Below are 20,036 nucleotides of genomic sequence, written 5' to 3' on the forward strand. Positions count from 1 at the left end.
TCGGCGCGCGCTCAGCCTATGAGCATGCGCGCGCCGAGCGCGGCGAACAGCGATGGCGGCATCACCACCGCGCCCACCTTGAGGAACCGCCAGAAGCCGACGTCCTCGCCCTCGCGGCGGATCGCGGTCAGCCACAATATGGTGGCGAGCGAGCCGGTGATCGACAGGTTCGGGCCGAGGTCGACGCCGATCAGCAGGCCGTCGGTAACGATCTGCGGAACCTGCGCCTGTTGCAACGTGGTGCTGGCGATCAATCCGGCTGGCAGGTTGTTCATAAGGTTCGAACCGAATGCCAGTATCGTCCCCGCAACGCCTGCGGTCGTCGACGGCGATTGCGCCGCGCCCGCCGCCAGCCAGCGCGCCAGCATCGTGATAACGCCGGTGCTTGCCAGCGCCTCGACCAACACGAACAGGCCCGCGACCAGCGGCAGCACCGCCCAGGATACCGAGCCGAGCGTCGTAAACGGCGACTTGCGCTCCCCGATGCAGATCGCGGCCATCGTCGCGATACCGGCAAGGCAGGTCGGCAGTCCCAGCTCATAGCCCCGTGCGGACGCAGCGATCAGCAGAACCGCGGTCGCGACGATCCCGCCCAGCGCGATCTTGCCGCCACGCGGCAGCGTGCCGGTCTCGACGACGGTCTCGCACTGGCCGGTGAGGCGCTCGCGCTCGACCCAGCGCAGGACGAGGAACGTCACGCCGATCGACAGCAGCGACGGCAGTGCGAACGACGCCATCCACGCACCCAGCGACGGCATTTCGCCACCGTACAGCACGAGGTTCGCGGGGTTGGAGATCGGCAGCACGAAGCTCGCCGCGTTGGCGATCAGCGCGCAGGCGAACAGCATCGGCAGCGGGTCTGCCTTCGCCTTCTTCGCCGCGGCATAGACGGCGGGGGTCAGCACTACCGCGGTCGCGTCGTTCGAGAGGAAGGTCGTGACGACAATGCCGACGCCGAAGACGAGCGCGAACAGGCGGCTGGTCGATCCCTTTGCGAGGCGGACCGCGTGCTCGGCGACCCAGTCGAACAGCCCCTGCTCGCGGGCAGCTTCCGATAGCAGCATCATGCCGATCAGAAACAGATAGACGTCGCCACCCTTGAGCACCGCGGCCCATGCAGCAGCGGGCGACATCAGCCCGAACACGAGCAACACCGCCGCGCCCGCGACCGCCCAGACCGCTTCGGGCAGCTTGAACGGACGCGTGATCACGCCGAAGGTCGCGACGAAGCAGATCGCCCAGATTGCGTAGGTATGGAGCGTCATGCCGCGGGCATCCGGGAGCGGATACGCCGGATTATCGTCATCGTTGCGGTATTCACCAATCGAGTCCGTTCTTGTTCGGGCCGCGTTGCGCGCCGTCGATACCACGCTCAGGCCAGGCACCGATCGCGTTCACGTCGCGGCCGAGCGCTACGGGAGGATTGCGCTTCGGTCGTGCCCCTGCACCGCGGACGAGGATCTCGATCCGGTCCTCGCTCCCGTCACACCGGACGGCGAGATGGTGGAGGCCATCGGCTACGCCATCGACCGAGGCACTCCAGAGCGAAGGCACGCCGTCGACGCGCGTCATCGGGACGGCCTGGCCGTCATCGACGTGCAGCGACACCGTGTCTGCGCTGCCGAACACCTTCGCGCGGACCGTGAAGGCGCTGCCGGGCACTTTGTCGGCGCGCGCTGGGTCGGTGATCAGGCGGCGGTCGGCGGGGCTGGTGATCTGGACGAGTGGCCAGGGATCGTCGATCGCCTGGAACCGCCAGCTCGGCACGCCGTCGTCGAGCGTGATGATCGAGAAACCGGGTGCGCCCTCCTCGATCTGGCCGGTCGAGCGGGTCGCGCCGTAGATCACGCGGCCGTCGTTGAGCAATTCGTTGTAATGCGTGTGGCCGGTGTCGACGAACGCGACGCGGTGCGCGGCGAACAGCCCGGCGATACCGTCGGGATCGTCGCGCAGGTCACCGGGATAGGCATGCATGAACACTGCCACCGGCTCGCCCGCGACCGCAGCGGTGCTCAGTTCGCGTTCTATCCAGGCGCGCTGGTCGGGGTCTATCCGGAAATCGGGACCGCCCTTCCCCGCCGAGACGATATCGAGGAACAGGCAGCGATAGCCCGCGATCGTCTCCGCATAGGGCGCCATCTTCGCCGTGATCGCGCGCATCGCGGTAAGGTCGCCGGGTTCGAAATCATGATCGCCCGCCAATACGTGCCACGGCAACGACAGCCCTGTCATAGCGTCCGCGATCCGCGCATACTGGTCGTCGGTACCGTGATTGGCATTGTCGCCGGGCAACAGCGCGAAGTCGACCGCGTCGCCCAGATTCGCCTCGGCGCTCGCAATCAGCGCGCGAAACCGGAACAGTCCTTCATACCCATCGGCCTCGTCGACATGGAGATCGCCAAAGTGAATCCAGGTCAGACATCCTGTCATTAAAGCACTTTCAAGTCGTGTGGCAGATGATCCGCCGATGCTGCCCATAGCGAGGCTGCGCGTTCATCGTTCCGTGACAATAACTTCATGATTTCAGACTTAACGGGCTCGTTCAGTTTCGGTTTAGCTTCTGACATCACTGGAAAATATCAGGCCGAACAATATTTCGGCGACGTGGAAACTTTGCCCGGCTCCACAGCTTTAGCGATCCGACGGCGCGCGGGTTTCTCGAGCGGCACCCGGCTCGACCACACCGATATTTCAGGGAATTCTCATGGCCACGACGGACACGGCATCCGCCAGCAACGGCAAGGCCAAGAGCGGGTCGGACGGCAAATCCGCGCCGAAGAAGACGCTCGACGCGCTGAACTTCTTCCTTGCCGACGTTCGCGACGGGCTCGGGCCGTACCTCGCCATCTATCTAGTCGCGGTGCGTGGGCCTGCGCATGGCTGGAACGAGGCGACGGTGGGCATGATCCTGACGATCGCCGGGATCGTCGGCCTGATCTCGCAGACGCCCGCGGGCGGCCTCATCGATCGCAGCAGGAACAAGCCGCGGATCGTGATGATCGCCGCGCTGCTCGTGACGCTCAGCAGCGTATCGCTGCCGATCGTCAGTGGCTTTACCGCGGTCGCGGTCACCCAGTCGATCGCGGCGGTTGCGGGCGCGGTGTTTGCGCCGGCGATCTCCGCCATCACGCTGGGACTGGTTGGCCCGAAACTGTTCGCCAAGCGCGTCGGTCGCAACGAAGCGTTCAACCACGCGGGCAACGCCGTGTCGGCGGCGCTTGCGGGTGTGCTCGCGTGGAAGTTCGGACCGGTCGTCGTCTTCTACCTGATGGGCGCGTTGACGGTGGCCAGCATCGTGACCGCGTCGCGGATCAAGAACGACGACATCGACAACGCGGTCGCGCGTGGTCTCGATTGCGAGCCGGAGGACGATTGCGAGGAGCCGAGCGGCTGGAAGGCGCTGGTCGAGAACAAGCCGCTGATGATCTTTGCAGGGACTGCGTTCCTGTTCCACCTCGCCAACGCGGCGATGCTGACGTCGGTTAGCCAGTTGCTCGCGCGCACCGTCGGCAAGGACCAGGCGACGTCGCTGACCGCCGCGTGCATCGTCGCGGCGCAGTTGGTGATGGTACCGGTCGCGATCGTGGTCGGCCGCAACACCGAGAAATGGGGCACCAAGCCGCTGTTCCTCGTCGCCTTCGGGTTCCTCGCGGCGCGTGGCGCGCTGTACACCGTGTCGGACAATCCGTGGTGGCTGGTCGGCGTGCAGGCACTGGACGGCATTGGCGCAGGTATCTTCGGTGCGCTGTTCCCGGTCGTGATCGCCGACCTGACCAAGGGGACAGGGCGCTTCAACGTCAGCCAGGGTGCGGTGGCGAGCGCGCAGGGCCTGGGCGCGGCCTTGTCCGCGACACTGGCCGGCGCGATCATCGTCTGGGCGGGCTACAGCGTGAGTTTCCTGACCCTGGCCGTCGTCGCGGGCGCTGGCTTCATGCTGTATTTCTTCGCAATGCCCGAGACGAAGCAGAAAGAGGGGTAAGCCCCCCCGGCTCACCGATCGACGGCGATGGCCGGCAAATACCGCGGCGCCGACCGGGCCTTGGCGCGTTGTTCATAGGCATAGCCGGCGCGCAGCACGGTTTGGTCGGCATCCTTGGTGGCGATGAACGACAGACCGACGGGCAACCCCCACACGAGACCCATTGGTACGGTCAAATGCGGATAGCCGGCGACCGCTGGCAACGTCGCGGCGGAAGGGCCGGCATAGGTGTCGCCATAGACCGGGTCGCTCAGCCATGCCGCGTCGTAGGTCGGCTCGACCAGGATCTGCGCACCCGCCGTGCGCAGCATCGCGTCGATCCCCTGCGCTCCCGCCAGCCGCAGCGATGTTGCGCGCGCGGCCTTGTACGCGGGATCGTCGAGCCCCTTGGTCTTCTCCGCGTCTTCGAACAATTCCTGCGCGAAGAACGGCATCTCGGTCGGGGCATTCGCGCGGTTGAAGGCGATCACCGCGGCCAGCGTCTTCGTCTGCACCGTCGATGGCGTGGTCGCGAGATAGGTGTTCAGGTCCGCCTTGAGTTCGGTTTTCAGGACCATCAGTTCCGCTTCGCCCAGTCCGTCCAGCTTGGGCGTCTTGACCTCGACCAGCACGGCACCCGCTGCGCGCAGCACGTTCAGCGCCGCGTTGTAGCGGGTGGTAAGATCCGCGGACATACCGTCGGGCCGGACGACGCCGACCCGCATGCCGGACAACGCGTTGGCCGAGAGTCCTGCGGCATAATCCTTGGTCACCGCCGCCGCCGTCACGCGGTCCGCCGGGTCCGCACCGACCATGCCCGACAATAGGATCGCAACGTCGGTCACGCTGCGCGCCATCGGTCCCGGCGTGTCCTGGCTATGGCTGATCGGCACGACATGCGTGCGGCTGACCAGACCGATCGACGGCTTGAAACCGACCAGACCGTTCAGCGACGACGGGCACACGACCGACCCGTCGGTCTCGGTACCGATGGCCGCTGCGGCAAAACTCGCGGCGACCGCGGCGCCCGATCCCGACGAAGAGCCGCACGCGGTCCGGTCGAGCGCATAGGGATTGCGCACCAGCCCGCCGACCGCGCTCCAACCGCTCATCGAATGAGTCGAGCGGATGTTCGCCCACTCCGACAGGTTGGTCTTGCCGAGGATGACCGCGCCCGCGCGCCGCAGATAGGCGACCATCGGCGCGTCACGGCGCGTCATGTTGTCGCGCAACGCCAAGCTGCCCGCGGTCGTCGGCAGCGGATCCACGGTCTCGATATTGTCCTTTATGAGGATCGGAATGCCGTGCAGCGGACCGCGCACATGTCCTGCCTTGCGTTCGGCATCGAGCGCCCTCGCTTGTGCGAGCGCATCGGGATTGACCGCGATGACGCTGTGCAGCGCCGGTCCCTTGCGATCCATCGCTGCGATCCGCGCGAGATAGGCCTGGGTGATGTCGACGCTGCTCGCGGCGCCGTCGTTCATCAGCGTCCTCAACCGATCGAGCGACACCTCCTCGACGACCACCGTCCTGGCGAGAACAGACGTGGAAACGCAGGCGAGCAGTACCGCAGTGATGAGACGACGCATGAGACCCCCGTATACAATGTCGCAGGATGGTCCCGAGCCGCGCACCGATGCAAGCGGCATCTGCTCGACGCGTATCCCGCTGACGGCAAACTATAAATTGCCGCCAGCGGGATGCCCGGTCAGGCTGCGACTAGGCCCGGCGCATAGTCCATGGCTTCAAGATCGGCGATCAATCCGGGACCGGTCGGGTTCCAGCCGAGTTGCGCGCGCGTCCAGTCGCTGGAGGCGAGCATGTCGAGCGAGGCGAACATGCCGAACCAACCGAAATGATCGTTCGCCTGCTCCTGAGTCAGCGATAGCGTCGGCAGGCCCAGCCCGGCGGCGACGACTTCGGCGATCGCCCGCGCGCTGACGCCTTCCTCCGCAACGGCATTGTACCGCGCGCCCTTCTCACCCTTGTCGAGCACGAGCGCGTAGAGTTTCGCTACGTCCAGCACGTGCGCAGCGGGCCAGCGATTGGCGCCGTCACCGACATAGGCGACCACCCCCTTCTCGCGCGCGATATCGACGTAAGGCGTGATCAGCCCCTGCTTTACCGTATCGTGGACCTGCGGGAGCCGCATGACACGGACGTCGAGGCCTGCCTCCAATAGCGCCTGCCCCGCCTTTTCCGACGCGATCCGCGGGTTGGGATAATCGGGGTTGAACGCGGACTCGAGCGCAGGCTTGCCGGGGCCAGTATCGCCGATCCCGGTACCCGAGGTGATGATCAAGGGACGATCGTTCCCCTTGAGCACCTCCCCCATCGCGCCGATCACGCGGCGGTCCTTTTCGCAGTTCGCGACGAAGTTGGTGAACTCGTGATCGAACGCGGTGTGGATCACCGCATCCGCCTGCTCCGCACCGCTGCGCAGGCTGTCGAGATCGACGAGATCGCCGCGGTGCACCTCGGCGCCAGCCTCTGCCAGCGACCGCGCGCCGGCATCCGACCGGGTAAGACCCAAGACCTCATGCCCGGCACTCATCAGTTCCGGCACGATACGCGACCCGATGAAGCCCGTAGCACCCGTCAAAAATACACGCATCCAAACTCTCCGATATTGTCCGGCGCAAGACTTGGGCGTACTTCGACACCTGTAAAAGTAGTGACCTTATCATGGTATAATCTTCAACAGGATGACGATGTCTATCGAGACTGACAATGCGCTCGGCACGTTCCTGCGCGATCGCCGGGCACGCATGGACGCCGCGGCGTTCGGGTTCAGTGGCGGCCGGCGCCGGACGCCCGGCCTGCGCCGCGAGGAGGTCGCCCAGCGCGCGAACATCTCGGCGACCTGGTACACCTGGCTCGAACAGGGTCGCGGCGGCGCGCCGTCGGCCGACGTCCTCAACCGCATCGCCGGCGGCCTGATGCTGACCGAGCCCGAGCGCGAGCACCTCTTCGTGCTTGGTCTCGGCCATCCGCCCGAAGCGACCTATCGCGCCTCCGACGAAGTCACACCCCGGCTTCAGCGCGTACTGGATGCACTCGAATTCAGCCCGGCGATCGTCAAGACGCCGACCTGGGACGTGGTCGCGTGGAACGCGGCGGCGGCGACCCTGCTGACGGACTATGCGACGCTTCCCCGCGACCAGCGCAACATCCTGCGCCTGATGTTCACCAATGCGAGCATCAAGGCAGCGCAGGAGGACTGGCTCAACGTCGCCCGCTATGTCGTCGGTACGTTTCGCGCGGATGCCGCGCGTGCAGGTGCGGGTGCGGAGATCAGCCAACTGGTCGAGGAACTGTCGCGGCTCAGTCCGGAATTCGATGCGTTGTGGCGCGACAACGACGTCGCCCGGCACGCGGACGGGCTGAAGCGGCTTCACCATCCGGTGCACGGCCTGCTCGAGCTCGAATTCTCGGCGTTTGCGGTCGACGGTCGGCCGGAACTCGGGATGATCGTCTACAATCCCGCCACCCCGGAAACGGCCCAGCGTATCCGGTCGTTGATGGCGCCGACCGCCTGAGCCTTTCGCGCGCGGATCGGGGGCCGATCCCCTAGTCCGCCAAGCCGTCCGGACTTCTGTCGGCGCCTCCCCATCCCGCCGCCTTGCGCAGCACGCGCGACAATTGCTCGACCGAATAGGGCTTGTGGAGCAGTTCGAACCCGTGCGTACCGTCCTGCGCAAGGATATTGCTGTACCCCGACGTCAGCACGACCGGCAGGCTCGGATGGTCGGCGCGGATCGCCTTGCCGAGTTCGATGCCGTTCATCCCCGGCATCACCACGTCTGAGAAGACGATGTCGAAGCGCGAGGCATCTTTGCCTAGCTCCGCCAGCGCCTCCTGCGCATTGGCCGCCCACACCGTCACATAGCCAAGCTCGGCCAGCGACTGCGTGGTGAACGTACCGACTTCCCTGTTGTCCTCGACGACCAGCACGCAGGTTCCATGACCGTCGGCCAGCGTCTGGACGGTGTCGTTCTCAACCGGACGGTCGCTCTCGTCGACCTGCGGCAGGTACAAGGTGAACGTCGCGCCTTCGCCGGGTGGGCTTTCGACGACGATGTCGCCCTCGGATTGCTTGGCGAACCCGAACACCTGGCTGAGCCCTAGGCCGGTGCCCTGCCCGACGCCCTTGGTCGTGAAGAACGGCTCGAAGATCCGCTCCAGTTTCTCGGGTTCGATGCCGGTGCCGCTGTCGGTCATCGAGATCGCGACATAGCGTCCCGGCACGGCCGGGTGCGAGCGAACGGCGGGGATGAACGATGCGGGCCGCACCGCGATCAGGATATGGCCCGCGCCGTCCATCGCGTCACGCGCGTTGACCGCCATGTTCACGAGTGCGGTATCGAGCTGGCTCGGATCGACGTTGGTGAACAGCGGCGTCTCGGGCACGTCGATGTCGATGACGATCCGCGAGCCCGTCAGCGTGCCCAGCATATCGGCGATGACGCGCAGGCTGTGCCCGACGTCGATCACCTCGGGCTGGAGCGCCTGTCGCCGCGCGAAGGCGAGCAGCTGCCCCGTGAGTTTCGCGGCACGATCGGCGGTGTCGGAGATCGCGTCGATATAGCGTTCGCGCCGTTCCGCACTGAGGTCCGGACGCTTCAGCAGGTCGGTCGCCGAGCGAATGACGGTGAGCAGATTGTTGAAATCGTGCGCGACGCCGCCGGTGAGCTGGCCGACCGCCTCCATTTTCTGCGACTGGCGCAGCGCGTCCTCGGCATGCTGGAGCTCGCCGGTCCGCGCCGCGACCTGCTGTTCGAGCGACGCCGCGAGAGCCGCGAGCTCCTGTTCCGTGCGCCGCCGCTCGGTCGCGATCCGGGTACGCTCGGCGACTTCGCGCACGAACGCCACCTCATCCGCGCGCCACTGCCGTGCACGGCCGCTGCCGAGGTAGAGCATCGCGACCAGCCGTCCGTTTTCCATGATCGGCATGTTTACGATAGCGCGAACCGAAATCGCCTCGAGCGCAGCGACCGTCGACCGCGTCCGCGGATCGGTGTGCGCGTCTTCGATACACACTTCGTCGCCGTTTTTGAGATCGTCGATGTACGTTCCGAAGCTGCGTAGATCGAAGCTCCCGAAAAGAGGCGCGACACGCGGCGCACTCCAGTCGCGCATGATCGTGAGCGTGTCGGCGTCGATCTCGCCATAGCCCGCTCGGTCCGCCCCGACCGTTTGGCCGATGATGCGCGCAGCGGCGAAGGAGATATCATCCGGTTCGTCCGTGTCGCGAAACACGTCGCCCAGTTCGACGAGCGCCGCGCGCATGATCTCGCTGCGGCGCTGATCGGTGATGTCGGTCGAGACGCCAGCGATCCGCAACGCCTCGCCCTCGGTATTGAAGAAGGGCTGACCACGCGAGGCGATCCACCGCAACTCGCCATCGCGCCGATAGATGCGGTAGACCACGTCATAGTCGGTGCCCTCCGTGACGCAGCGACGGACTTCGGCGACGCTTTTCGCCCTATCATCGGGGTGGATCGCCTCGAGCCGATCCTCGTAGGAGAAAGGCTCGTGGTTGGGGCGGCCGAATATTTCCTTGCACGTATCGGAGGCAGTCAGCTGCTTGCTGGCGATTTCCAGGCTCCAGGTTCCGAAGCGGGCAGCCTTCAGCGTGAAGGCCAGCTCGCGCTCCTGCTCCTGCTGCATCCGCAACCGGTCGGTCAGCTCGGCCAGAAGCGCGGCATTGCTCGATTCCAAGCCTTGCAGCCGTTCGCGCTCGAGCGTCACATCGACCTGGCTGGCGAAGAAATAGGCGAGCACGCCTTCGGTATCGAACACGGGCGCCAGCAATAGGCGGTTCCAGAACAGCTCGCCGTCCTTGCGGTGGTTCTGGATGTCGATCTCGATCGGCCTGACCTGCCGCACCGCCTCGCGAATTTTGACGACAGTCGCGGGGTCGGTCTCTGCCCCTTGCAAAAAGCGACAATTGCGGCCGAGGATTTCCGCCCGACTATAGCCGCTCAACCGGCAGAACGCGTCGTTGGTAAAGACGACGGGATTGTCGGGCAGTCGGGGATTGGTGATGATCATCGGCATCCGCGTAGCCCGCACGGCCGCGACGAACGGATCGGTGCCGACGTCCTGCGCGATCAGCTCGGCCGCGATCCGCTCTGCGTCCGCCGTCATTTTCGGGGCGCTTTCGACGGCGCTGTCGATGATATCAGTCAAAACAGTCTACTCGTCGATGCTCACCAATCCCGGTAGCTAGGGTAGAGACCAAATCATCGCAACGCCGACCATTAGATACTGAGCCAAATCAGCCGCATAGGTGGCAATCGAAATTTCGGTTTTACCTTTCGACAGGGCTCGAAGCGAGGTTTGGCACGTTCGATCCGGTAGGGAAATCGAGAGGATGACATGCTTTTCAAATATTCGGCCGCAATCCTGGCGCTATCGCTGATCGCCGCGCCCGCCGCGGCGCGGACTTCGCCGCCTGCCGGAATCTGGGCCAACCCGCACAACACCGTCCACGTGACCTTCAAGCGCTGTCGCGACGCGATCTGCGGGAAAGTCGTATGGGCGAGTCGCACTGCGATCGAGGACGCGCAGCGCGGCGGCGTCGACCAGCTCGTCGGCGAGGAACTGTTCCGCGATTTCGTCGAGGACGAGCCAGGGAGATGGAGCGGCGAGGTCTTCATTCCCGATGTCGGCCAGACCGTGTCCGGCACGATCACGCAGGTCGATGCCCGCACGTTGGTCGGCGAAGGCTGCATGTTCGCCGGGTTCGGCTGCAAGACGCAGTCGTGGAAGCGCATCAAGTAGCGGATCGCAGCCGCTCGCGATCGGTGGAAAAATTCCGTTCGGAAATCTTGACGCGTTCGGACGCGAAATTATTTCCCCGGTCGCCGGACGCGTCGATCGGTCCGGTGACTGAGGGCACCGGCTTTACCGGCGCCCCTCGTGCTCAGATTGCTCACATGGAGGATTTGGATATGAGGACGAACTTCGACTTTACGCCTTACCGTCGTTCCACGGTCGGTTTCGACCGGCTGTTCGACTTGCTAGAAGCGACCGCGCGGACCGAGACGGTCGATGGCTACCCGCCGTTCGATATCGAACGCGAGAGCGAGGACAGCTATCAGATCACGCTCGCCGTCGCCGGGTTCCGGCCCGACGACATCGAGATCGTCGCGCAGAACAACCAGTTGACGGTCAGCGGGCGCAAGCCCGACGAACGCGACGATGGCCGCTTCGTCCACCGCGGCATCGCGACCCGCGCGTTCGAGCGCCGTTTCCAGCTTGCCGACTTCGTGCAGGTCCAGAATGCGAGCTTCGACAACGGCCTGCTGCGCATCGCGCTGAAGCGCGAAATCCCCGAGGCGATGAAGCCGCGCCGAATCGAGATCACCGGCGCCGCAGCCAATGATCGCAGCGGCGATCGTCTCGAAGACAAGCAGGCGGAACGCTCCGCCGCATAAAAGGGAATGACGACTGCCAGCCCAAATGGTGGCAGTCGTTATTTTGTTCGGGCGCTATGTATTCGAGGCGCGCGGCTTAGCGCGGCGGCGGCATCTGGACGTGAATATCGGCCGCCGAGGGCACGACATGGTTCGGTCGAGCGGTCATCCGCAGCCATCCGCCGCGGACCATGACGAGTGCTACGCCCGCGGCGATGACCGCCAGCCCGAACTCGATCTTGCGGAGCGTATCGCGGTTGCGATCGTCGGTATTCCAGACCTTGTCCCAGTCGTCGTCGGATCGCCGATCGCGGTGTCCCACGACGAGATTGGAATCGTAATCGGTTTCGTAATCCGTATGATCCGTCATGCGGGTCTCCTCTCCGAAGTCCGATCGACATAGGTGTTCAGCAGCGCGACCGTGGATCACGGTCCGCAATTGCAGCGAATTGGTGTTGATGGTTCGCGATGAGGTCGTCGAATGTTCGATCGACCAGCCGCGCCTTGTTTATCGGTAGCGCAACGATCGAGTGCGCTTGGCGTCGTAGGTCTTCGGTAACGCGAGTGAAGGTATAGCGGCGGGAGCGATCACGCGCCCCCGCCGCGACACGCCGAGGCTTACTTGCCGCGGAGCGTGTTGATCAGGGCGATACCCAGTACACCGGCAACCGCTGCGGCGGTGAACGGACGCTCCTTCGAGAACTGGCGGACATAGTCGACCAGCGGACGGATGTTCTCTTCGACGACGTCCTTGGCCTGGCCGACCGTCTTCTGGACGGTGCCGGTCAGCTGATCCGCTGCGCCTTCGCTCTGCAGCGACTTGTCGCCGATCGCGCCGCCGAGGGTTTCCTTGACCTTGCCGCTGACGTCCGTTGCTGCGCCGCTGAGGGTGTCGGTGTTCATGAATGATCTCCTTCGATACGTGGATGATGGGGCTTCAAACGACGAAGCCGGCGGGAATATCCCGCGCTGCTCCGCGCTGGTTAAAACGATAGGGTCGCACGGGCTAAGGGGTTCGGCGTCCGTTCGACCCGAAACTCATATTGCCCAGAGACATAACCCATCGGACCGCGGATGTTTCCGCAGTATTCCTGCACCCGAATCAGGTGCCAAACTACTAACCCGGCCGAGCGCGAGCCCGATCAGGACGAAAGCCGATCCCGCCGCATCGTCAGCGTGATGATCACCCCGCCCGTCGACCATTCATAGGCGATCGAGCCCCCAAGCTGCCCGGCAACGGTACGGCGGACGAGCTTGCTGCCGAAGCCTTCCCCGGCATTCGGGCTTTCGACTTCCGGACCGCCGCGTTCGAGCCAGGTCAGGATCACTTCGTCGTCGGTCGCGGTGCTGGACAGGTCGAGCGTTCCGGTCGGTGCCGACAACGCGCCGTATTTCATCGAGTTGGTCGCGAGTTCGTGGATGATCAGCCCCAGCCCGGTCGCGGCGTTCTCCCCGACGCCCATGCGCTCGACCGCGACGCGGATGCGGCCCTTGAAGGCGCCCATGTCGTCATAGGGTGCGAGCAACACCGAGAGCAGGTCGCCCAGCAACGCCGCGTCGCCCTGCCCGCCGGGCAACGGTCGGACGAGATCGTGCGCTCGCCCCAGCGCACTCAACCGTTCGGTCAGTTCGCGCGCCATGTCCTCCGTATTGGGCGCGGTGCGCGAAGTTATCGCGGTCAGGCCGCTCGCGATCGCCAGCAGGTTCTTGACGCGGTGGCTCATTTCGCCGGCGAGCAGTTCGTTGCCTTCCTCCGCCTGCTTGCGGCCGGTGACGTCGAGGAAGATGCCGAACATCGTCCGTCCGACGATCCCGACATCCTCGCCCTGCCCGCGCGCCGAGATCCAGCGGACCTCCTCGCCGATCATGATCCGGAAATCAGTCTCGTAGCTGCCAAGCACCGCGCGGGTGGCGGCGAAGGCGGAGCGGACGCGGTCGCGATCGGACGGATGGATATGCGCCGACAATTCCTCGAACGTGACTTCGGCGCGCCACGGGAGGCCCCAAAGCTCGAAACCGCGCTCGTCCATCGTGAAGGCGTCGGTGTCGACGTTCCATGCCCACAGGGCAACGCCCGCGGCGGTGACCGCAAGCCGCAGATGGTCGGGGTCCCACGCATGCGCCTTGGGTATTTCGGCAGTTCCGTCCGCAATCACTTCGGCAATCCCCCGTCCGAGCGCAAAGCCCGGCCACGAAGCCTAATACACACCGCGCGCGCTTTACGTTAACTTCGCGCAAGTGGCGGTGTTCGCCGCACTCACGGGTCTGCGGCCGCAGTTGAGGTCATCCGGCATGGCCCCTAGGAATGCGCACCACGAGGGCAGATCGGCGTGCTACTCGACCGGGCACCAGATGGACGAGGGTAGCGAAATGGACAGCATGACAGGCGATGCGCCGCGGGACACGCCGGTGTTCGCCGATGTCGTCATCGTCGGCGGCGGGCACGGCGGTGCGGCGTGTGCGATCGCACTGCGCAAGACCGGTTTCGAGGGATCGATCCTGATCGTCGGCAAGGAGGCGGAGCTTCCCTATGAACGGCCGCCCTTGTCGAAAGAATATCTGTCGGGCGAGAAAGTCTTCGGCCGTATTCTGATCCGACCGGCGGCGTTCTGGACCGAGCAGCGCATCGATCTGCGGCTCGGATCGCGCATCGTATCGGTCGATCAGGTCGGCCACAGCGCGACGACCGAGGACGGTACGACGATCGGCTATGGGCGGCTGGTCTGGGCGACGGGCGGGACGCCCAGACGACTGGCCTGCGCAGGCCATCATCTCACCGGCGTCCACACCGTACGCGACCGCGCCGACGCCGACCGGATGATCGCCGAACTGCCGGATGTCGGGACCGCGGTCGTGATCGGCGGCGGGTATATCGGGCTCGAAGCCGCCGCGGTGCTGCGCAAGTTCGGCAAGTCCGTCATCCTGCTCGAAGCCCTCGACCGGGTACTCGCGCGCGTCGCGGGCGAAGATTTGTCGCGGTTCTTCGAGGCGGAGCACCGTGCGCACGGCGTCGACGTGCGGCTCGGCCAGTCGGTCGACTGCATTCTTGGTGACGACCGCGTCACCGGGGTTCGGCTGGCGGACGGAACCATCATCGCCGCCGACATGGTGATCGTCGGCATCGGCATCCTTCCCGAAGTCGCACCCCTGATCGACGCGGGTGCGGCGGGCGGCAACGGCGTCGCCGTCGATGACGCATGCCGGACGAGCGTGCCGGACGTGTATGCGATCGGCGACTGCGCGTTGCACGCCAACCGGTTTGCCGGCGGCGCGGCGGTGCGTGTCGAATCTGTGCAGAACGCGAACGACCAGGCGACCGTCGTGGCGAAGGACATCGTCGGCCAGCCGGCGGTGTATGACGCGGTGCCGTGGTTTTGGTCGAACCAGTATGACCTGAAGCTGCAAACCGTCGGACTGTCGATCGGCCATGACGACACGGTCCTGCGCGGCGATCCGGCGACGAAGAAATTCTCGGTCGTGTACGTGCGCGACGGCTGCGTCATCGCGCTGGACTGCGTGGGTGCGGTCAAGGATTACGTCCAGGGGCGCAAGCTGGTGGAAGCCGGCGCGATGATCGACCGGGCCATCCTCGCCGACCCCGACATCATGCTGAAGGACATGGTGCAGCTGGACCCGCCGACGCTTTCTTGACTCCGGTTCGGCATCGGTCGCACCTTGCAACCGAACAGCGCGGATATCGGATCGCATGGCAATGATGAGTATCGGCGCATGACTGCGCTGGCGGGCCTGCGGGTCGTCGAGTTCGCCAGCATCGGGCCGGGTCCACATGCGGCGATGCTGTTGTCGGATCTCGGTGCGGAGGTACTGCGGATCGAGCGGGTCGGCGGCGGTTTTCGCAATCCCGTGCTGGACCGCGGCCGCGCGCGGCTCGCGCTCGACATTCGCACGCTTGTGGGGCGCGAACAGGCGCTTGCAATCACGAACCGCGCCGACGTCGTGATCGAGGGGCTGCGACCGGGCGTGATGGAGCGGCTCGGGCTCGGTCCGGAGGTGATGCTCGAACGCAACCCGCGGCTTGTCTATGGGCGGATGACCGGATGGGGACAGACCGGCCCGCTCGCGCATGTCGCGGGCCACGACCTCAATTACATCGCACTCAGCGGAGCGCTCGCGGCGATCGGCACGCCGGGAACACCGCCGCCGCCGCCGCTCAACCTGATCGGCGATTTCGGCGGTGGGTCGCTGTATCTCGTCACCGGTATCCTTGCGGCGCTGCTCGAACGCACGCGATCCGGGCTTGGCCAAGTCGTCGATGCGGCGATCGTCGACGGGGTTTCGTCGATGATGGCGCTGTTCGCGGGATGGTCCCGGCCGGGGTGATGTCGATGGACCGCGACCGAAGTCTGCTCGGGGGCGCCGCGCCGTTCTACCGCTGTTACACCTGCGCCGATGGGCGCTACGTCTCGGTTGGCGCGATCGAGCCGAAATTTTATGCCGAACTGCTCGATCGGCTTGGGCTTCCTGCCGACCTCGCGGTGGACCAGATGCTCGTAGAGCGCTGGCCCGAAACCGCGCGACGCTTTGCCTCGGTGTTCGTGACCAAGTCGCGGGACGACTGGTGTGATGCGCTGGAGGGCACCGACACCTGCTTTGCGCCCGTGCTGGAACTCGACGAGGTGCCGACGCACCGCCACATGGCCGATCGCGGCGTCGTCGTCGACGGCATCTGGCAGGCAGCCCCTGCCCCGCGCCTGTCCCGCACGCCGGGCCGGATCGCGCCAAGCTCCGACGGCGCCATGCTGCTCGCGAAGTGGGGCGTCGCGTAGGACGTTCGAATTACGCGCGGCGGACTTTCCCGAACAGATGCTCCCCGCGCTAGGTGCGGCCAGTCGTGCATCTCGCCGGCGTAGCCGATCGGGGCAACGCTAAGGCTGGCTGCGAACAGGGTGACTGTTGCGGGCGGGCAACTCCGGTGCGAAATGGACCATGGTACGCAATGCTCTCACGGGCGGCATGAGATAGCGAAGCGTTCCCCGACCGAAGAATGCATTGATTGCCGACACCGCCCTGCGCCGGGCAAACGGCGCCGCGGAGACACATCATGGCGAAGACACTCACCCATCTGGAACGGCTCGAGGCGGAGGCAATCCACATCCTGCGCGAAGTCGTCGCCGAGGCCGACAAGCCGGTGATGCTGTATTCGGTCGGCAAGGATTCAGCCGTAATGCTGCACCTCGCGCGCAAGGCGTTCTATCCGTCGCCCCCGCCCTTCCCGCTGCTGCACGTCGACACGACCTGGAAATTCCAGGAGATGTACAAGTTACGCGACCGGATGGCGGCCGAGAGCGGGATGGAACTGCTCGTCTACCAGAACCCGGAAGCCGCCGCGCGCGGGATCAATCCGTTCGATCACGGCGCGCTCCACACCGACATGTGGAAGACGGAGGGCCTGAAGCAGGCGCTCAACCTGCACGGGTTCGACGCGGCGTTCGGTGGCGCGCGGCGCGACGAGGAGAAGTCACGTGCGAAGGAACGCATCATCTCGTTCCGCACCGCGACGCATGGCTGGGATCCGAAGAACCAGCGCCCCGAATTGTGGAACCTCTACAATGCGCGAAAATCGAAGAGCGAGAGTATCCGCGTGTTCCCGATCTCGAACTGGACCGAGCTCGACGTCTGGCAATATATTCAGCTCAACGACGTCCCGATCGTGCCGCTCTACTACGCGGGCGTCCGCCCCACGGTCGAGCGCGACGGCATGCTGCTGATGGTCGACGATGACCGCTTCCGCCTCGAACCCGGCGAGGTCCCGGTCAATCGCTCGATCCGTTTCCGCACGCTCGGTTGCTATCCGCTGACGGGCGCGGTCGAGAGCACCGCCTCGACGCTGTCCGAGATCATCCAGGAAACGCTGCTGACCACCACCAGCGAGCGCCAGGGTCGCGCGATCGACAAGGATGCAGGCGGCGCGGGCATGGAAAAGAAGAAGCAGGAGGGGTATTTCTGATGAGCGACATCGCAATCCAGGAATCGGCCTACCAGACCGACGCGCTCATCGCCGAGGATATCGACGCGTATCTCGACCAGCATCGCAACAAGACGATGCTGCGCTTCATCACCTGCGGATCGGTCGACGATGGCAAGTCGACGCTGATCGGCCGGTTGCTGTATGATTCAAAGATTATCTTCGAGGATCAGCTCGCCGCCCTAGAGGCGGACAGCAAGCGCGTGGGCACACAAGGTGGCGAGATCGACTTCGCGCTCCTGGTCGACGGGCTCGCCGCCGAGCGCGAACAGGGCATCACGATCGACGTCGCCTATCGCTTCTTCTCGACGGAGAAACGCAAGTTCATCGTCGCGGATACGCCCGGCCACGAGCAATACACCCGCAACATGGTGACCGGCGCCTCGACCGCCGATCTCGCCGTGATCCTGGTCGACGCGCGCAAGGGCGTGCTGACGCAGACCAAGCGGCACAGCTATCTCGCGCACCTGATCGGCATCCGGAACCTCGTGCTGGCGGTCAACAAGATGGACCTGATCGGTTACGACCAGGCGCGCTACGACGAGATCGTCGCGGACTATGCGGCGTTCGCGCAGAGCATCGGCATTACCGCGTTCACGCCGATGCCGATCTCGGGGTTCAAGGGCGACAACATCTCCCTCAGGTCCGAAACCATGCCCTGGTATTCCGGCCCGACGCTGATGGAGCATCTCGAAGCCGTCGATGTCGATGTCGACGACGACCAGGCCAAGCCGTTCCGCATGAGCGTGCAATGGGTCAACCGACCCAACCTCGATTTCCGCGGTTTCTCGGGCCAGATCGCCGCCGGTACGGTCAAGCCCGGTGACGCGATCCGTGTGCTGCCCGGTGGCAAGACCTCGACGATCAGCAGGATCACGACGCTCGACGGCGACCTCGACGAAGCGGTCGCGGGGCAGTCGGTCACGCTGTCGTTCGCCGACGAGATCGACTGCTCGCGCGGCAACGTCATCGCCGCGTCGGATGCGCCGCCCGAGACCGCGGACCAGTTCGAAACGACGATCGTCTGGATGGACGACGAGCCGCTGATCGTCGGCCGCTCCTATTGGCTGAAGCTCGGCACCCAGATGGTGTCGGCGACGGTCCGCGAGCCGAAATACCAGGTCAACGTCAACACGATGGAGCGGCTCGCGACCAAGACGCTCGAACTCAACGCGATCGGCGTGGCGGAGATCACCACCGATCGCGCGATCGTGTTCGAGGCCTATGCTCAGGAAGGTGCCGCTCCGAACAAGGTGCTCGGCGGGTTCATCCTGATCGACAAGATCACCAATGCGACGGTCGCGGCAGGGATGGTCCATTTCAGCCTGCGCCGCTCGCAGAACGTCCACTGGCAGGCGACCGACATCGGCCGCGAGGCGCATGCCCAATTGAAGAACCAGAAACAGGCGGTGCTGTGGTTCACGGGGCTGTCGGGGGCGGGCAAGTCGACGATCGCCAACGAGGTCGAGAAACAGCTCAACCTGATGAACCGCCACACCTTCCTGCTCGACGGCGACAACATCCGCCACGGGCTGAACAAGGACCTGGGGTTCACCGAGGCGGACCGGATCGAGAATATCCGGCGCGTCGGCGAGGTTGCGAAACTGATGGCGGACGCCGGGCTGATCGTCCTCACCGCGTTCATCTCGCCGTTCCGTGCCGAGCGCGACATGGTGCGCGCGATGCTGCCTGCGGGCGAATTCATCGAGATCTTCGTCGACACGCCGCTCGATGTGGCGGAAGGTCGCGACGTGAAGGGCCTCTACAAGAAAGCACGGGCGGGCGATTTGAAGAACTTTACCGGGATCGACAGCCCTTACGAGGCGCCGCGCAATGCGGAGATCCGAGTCAACACGGTCGAGATGACCCCGGCCGAAGCCGCCGCGTTCATCGTCCGCCAGATCATGCCGCTTAAATGACGGTCATAGAAAGCGACGTCCGTCTCGCCGAACGCCTCGCCACCGAGGCGGGCGAAATATTGCTCGCGTTGCAGAAAAGCAGCGGGCTGACCGGCAAGGATCTCGGCAAGGCGGGCGACGAGCAGGCCAATACCTTCCTCATGCGGATGCTGCGCGCGGCGCGGCCCGACGATGCGATCCTGTCCGAGGAAGAGAAGGATACCGGCGATCGCTGTTCGGTGCGCCGCGCGTGGATCGTCGATCCGCTCGACGGCACGCGCGAATATGGCGAAGGGCGGACCGACTGGGCGGTGCACGTCGCGCTCGCGATCGACGGCGTCGCGATCGTGGGCGCGGTCGCACTGCCGGGGCTTGGGATGACGCTGACCTCGGGTTCGCCGAAGCCGCTCGAACCGGCGGGCGATCCGCTCCGCATGCTGGTCAGCCGCAGCCGGCCCGCGCGCGAGGCGGTGGCGGTCGCCGAGACGTTGGGGGCGACGCTGGTGCCGATGGGATCGGCGGGCGCGAAGGCGATGGCGGTGGTGCGCGGCCAGGCCGACATCTACCTCCACACCGGCGGGCAATATGAGTGGGACAATTGCGCGCCGATCGCGGTCGCGCAGGCGGCCGGGCTGCACGTCAGCCGCGTCGACGGATCGCCGCTCGTCTATAATTGCGCCGATCCGTATCTGCCCGATTTGCTGATCTGCCGGATGGAACTGGCGGCGCGCGTGCTCGGGCTGGTGAAGGCGCTACCGCCCGCATGAATAGCG

The 20,036-nt window shown here is 65.4% G+C and carries 18 protein-coding genes; 10 read left to right on the forward strand and 8 right to left on the reverse strand.

Annotated elements, in window-relative coordinates; all coding sequences use genetic code 11:
- Nucleotides 1–11: 11 nt before the first annotated feature.
- Nucleotides 12–1,265 (reverse strand): arsenic transporter, encoded by a 1,254-nt coding sequence (locus tag AC1MH0_RS04910; protein WP_480964947.1) that lies wholly within the window; start codon nucleotides 1,263–1,265, stop codon nucleotides 12–14.
- Between the two features lie 52 nt (nucleotides 1,266–1,317).
- The gene (locus AC1MH0_RS04915; RefSeq protein ID WP_480964948.1) at nucleotides 1,318–2,430 is read right to left on the reverse strand and encodes a metallophosphoesterase family protein; all 1,113 of its coding nucleotides are present in this window, start codon (nucleotides 2,428–2,430) and stop codon (nucleotides 1,318–1,320) included.
- Between the two features lie 274 nt (nucleotides 2,431–2,704).
- Between AC1MH0_RS04915 and AC1MH0_RS04920 the strand changes: the two genes are divergently transcribed.
- Nucleotides 2,705–3,979: an MFS transporter gene (locus AC1MH0_RS04920; protein WP_480964949.1), complete on the forward strand. Its 1,275-nt coding sequence runs from the start codon at nucleotides 2,705–2,707 to the stop codon at nucleotides 3,977–3,979.
- A gap of 11 nt (nucleotides 3,980–3,990) precedes the next feature.
- Here the strand turns inward: AC1MH0_RS04920 and AC1MH0_RS04925 are convergent, their stop codons facing one another.
- Nucleotides 3,991–5,547: an amidase gene (locus tag AC1MH0_RS04925; protein ID WP_480964950.1), complete on the reverse strand. Its 1,557-nt coding sequence runs from the start codon at nucleotides 5,545–5,547 to the stop codon at nucleotides 3,991–3,993.
- Between the two features lie 119 nt (nucleotides 5,548–5,666).
- Nucleotides 5,667–6,572: an SDR family oxidoreductase gene (locus AC1MH0_RS04930; protein WP_480964951.1), complete on the reverse strand. Its 906-nt coding sequence runs from the start codon at nucleotides 6,570–6,572 to the stop codon at nucleotides 5,667–5,669.
- Between the two features lie 97 nt (nucleotides 6,573–6,669).
- On the opposite strand from AC1MH0_RS04930, the gene AC1MH0_RS04935 reads away from it, so the two are divergent.
- A complete protein-coding gene (locus tag AC1MH0_RS04935) occupies nucleotides 6,670–7,497 on the forward strand; it encodes a helix-turn-helix transcriptional regulator (protein WP_480964952.1) in 828 nt (275 codons plus the stop codon).
- 31 nt (nucleotides 7,498–7,528) lie between these two features.
- Here AC1MH0_RS04935 and AC1MH0_RS04940 read toward each other — a convergent pair whose 3' ends face one another.
- Complete coding sequence (locus AC1MH0_RS04940) at nucleotides 7,529–10,150, reverse strand: PAS domain-containing protein (protein ID WP_480964953.1); 2,622 nt, start codon at nucleotides 10,148–10,150, stop codon at nucleotides 7,529–7,531.
- A gap of 189 nt (nucleotides 10,151–10,339) precedes the next feature.
- On the opposite strand from AC1MH0_RS04940, the gene AC1MH0_RS04945 reads away from it, so the two are divergent.
- A complete protein-coding gene (locus AC1MH0_RS04945) occupies nucleotides 10,340–10,744 on the forward strand; it encodes a DUF2147 domain-containing protein (protein ID WP_480964954.1) in 405 nt (134 codons plus the stop codon).
- A 170-nt stretch (nucleotides 10,745–10,914) separates the two neighbouring features.
- Nucleotides 10,915–11,400, forward strand: coding sequence for an Hsp20 family protein (locus AC1MH0_RS04950; protein WP_480964955.1), 486 nt, complete (start codon nucleotides 10,915–10,917; stop codon nucleotides 11,398–11,400).
- 76 nt (nucleotides 11,401–11,476) lie between these two features.
- On the opposite strand, the gene AC1MH0_RS04955 is transcribed toward AC1MH0_RS04950, so the two are convergent.
- The 3 genes from AC1MH0_RS04955 to AC1MH0_RS04965 form a co-directional block, all read right to left on the reverse strand.
- The gene (locus AC1MH0_RS04955) at nucleotides 11,477–11,749 is read right to left on the reverse strand and encodes a hypothetical protein (RefSeq protein ID WP_480964956.1); all 273 of its coding nucleotides are present in this window, start codon (nucleotides 11,747–11,749) and stop codon (nucleotides 11,477–11,479) included.
- A gap of 248 nt (nucleotides 11,750–11,997) precedes the next feature.
- On the reverse strand, nucleotides 11,998–12,282 hold the full coding sequence (locus AC1MH0_RS04960; protein ID WP_056057800.1) for a CsbD family protein: 285 nt from the start codon (nucleotides 12,280–12,282) through the stop codon (nucleotides 11,998–12,000).
- Nucleotides 12,283–12,521: 239 nt separating this feature from the next.
- Nucleotides 12,522–13,535, reverse strand: coding sequence for a sensor histidine kinase (locus AC1MH0_RS04965; RefSeq protein WP_480964957.1), 1,014 nt, complete (start codon nucleotides 13,533–13,535; stop codon nucleotides 12,522–12,524).
- Between the two features lie 214 nt (nucleotides 13,536–13,749).
- Here AC1MH0_RS04965 and AC1MH0_RS04970 point away from each other — a divergent pair, with 214 nt between their 5' ends.
- From AC1MH0_RS04970 to AC1MH0_RS04995, 6 genes are all read left to right on the forward strand, one after another.
- Nucleotides 13,750–15,030, forward strand: coding sequence for an NAD(P)/FAD-dependent oxidoreductase (locus AC1MH0_RS04970; protein ID WP_480964958.1), 1,281 nt, complete (start codon nucleotides 13,750–13,752; stop codon nucleotides 15,028–15,030).
- Nucleotides 15,031–15,108: 78 nt separating this feature from the next.
- Nucleotides 15,109–15,720 carry a CoA transferase gene (locus AC1MH0_RS04975; RefSeq protein ID WP_480964959.1) on the forward strand — a complete coding sequence of 204 codons (612 nt, stop codon included), beginning with the start codon at nucleotides 15,109–15,111 and terminating at the stop codon, nucleotides 15,718–15,720.
- A 5-nt stretch (nucleotides 15,721–15,725) separates the two neighbouring features.
- The gene (locus AC1MH0_RS04980; RefSeq protein ID WP_480964960.1) at nucleotides 15,726–16,166 is read left to right on the forward strand and encodes a CoA transferase; all 441 of its coding nucleotides are present in this window, start codon (nucleotides 15,726–15,728) and stop codon (nucleotides 16,164–16,166) included.
- A gap of 275 nt (nucleotides 16,167–16,441) precedes the next feature.
- Entirely contained in the window at nucleotides 16,442–17,347 is a 906-nt protein-coding gene (gene cysD / locus AC1MH0_RS04985; RefSeq protein ID WP_480964961.1) for a sulfate adenylyltransferase subunit CysD, read from the forward strand.
- Entirely contained in the window at nucleotides 17,347–19,284 is a 1,938-nt protein-coding gene (gene cysN, locus AC1MH0_RS04990; RefSeq protein ID WP_480964962.1) for a sulfate adenylyltransferase subunit CysN, read from the forward strand. The genes cysD and cysN overlap by 1 nt, the downstream gene beginning before the upstream one ends.
- Nucleotides 19,281–20,030 carry a 3'(2'),5'-bisphosphate nucleotidase CysQ gene (locus AC1MH0_RS04995; protein ID WP_480964963.1) on the forward strand — a complete coding sequence of 250 codons (750 nt, stop codon included), beginning with the start codon at nucleotides 19,281–19,283 and terminating at the stop codon, nucleotides 20,028–20,030. Before cysN ends, AC1MH0_RS04995 begins: the two co-directional genes overlap by 4 nt.
- Nucleotides 20,031–20,036: the final 6 nt, after the last annotated feature.

The organism is Sphingomonas sp. AP28 (assembly GCF_056680455.1).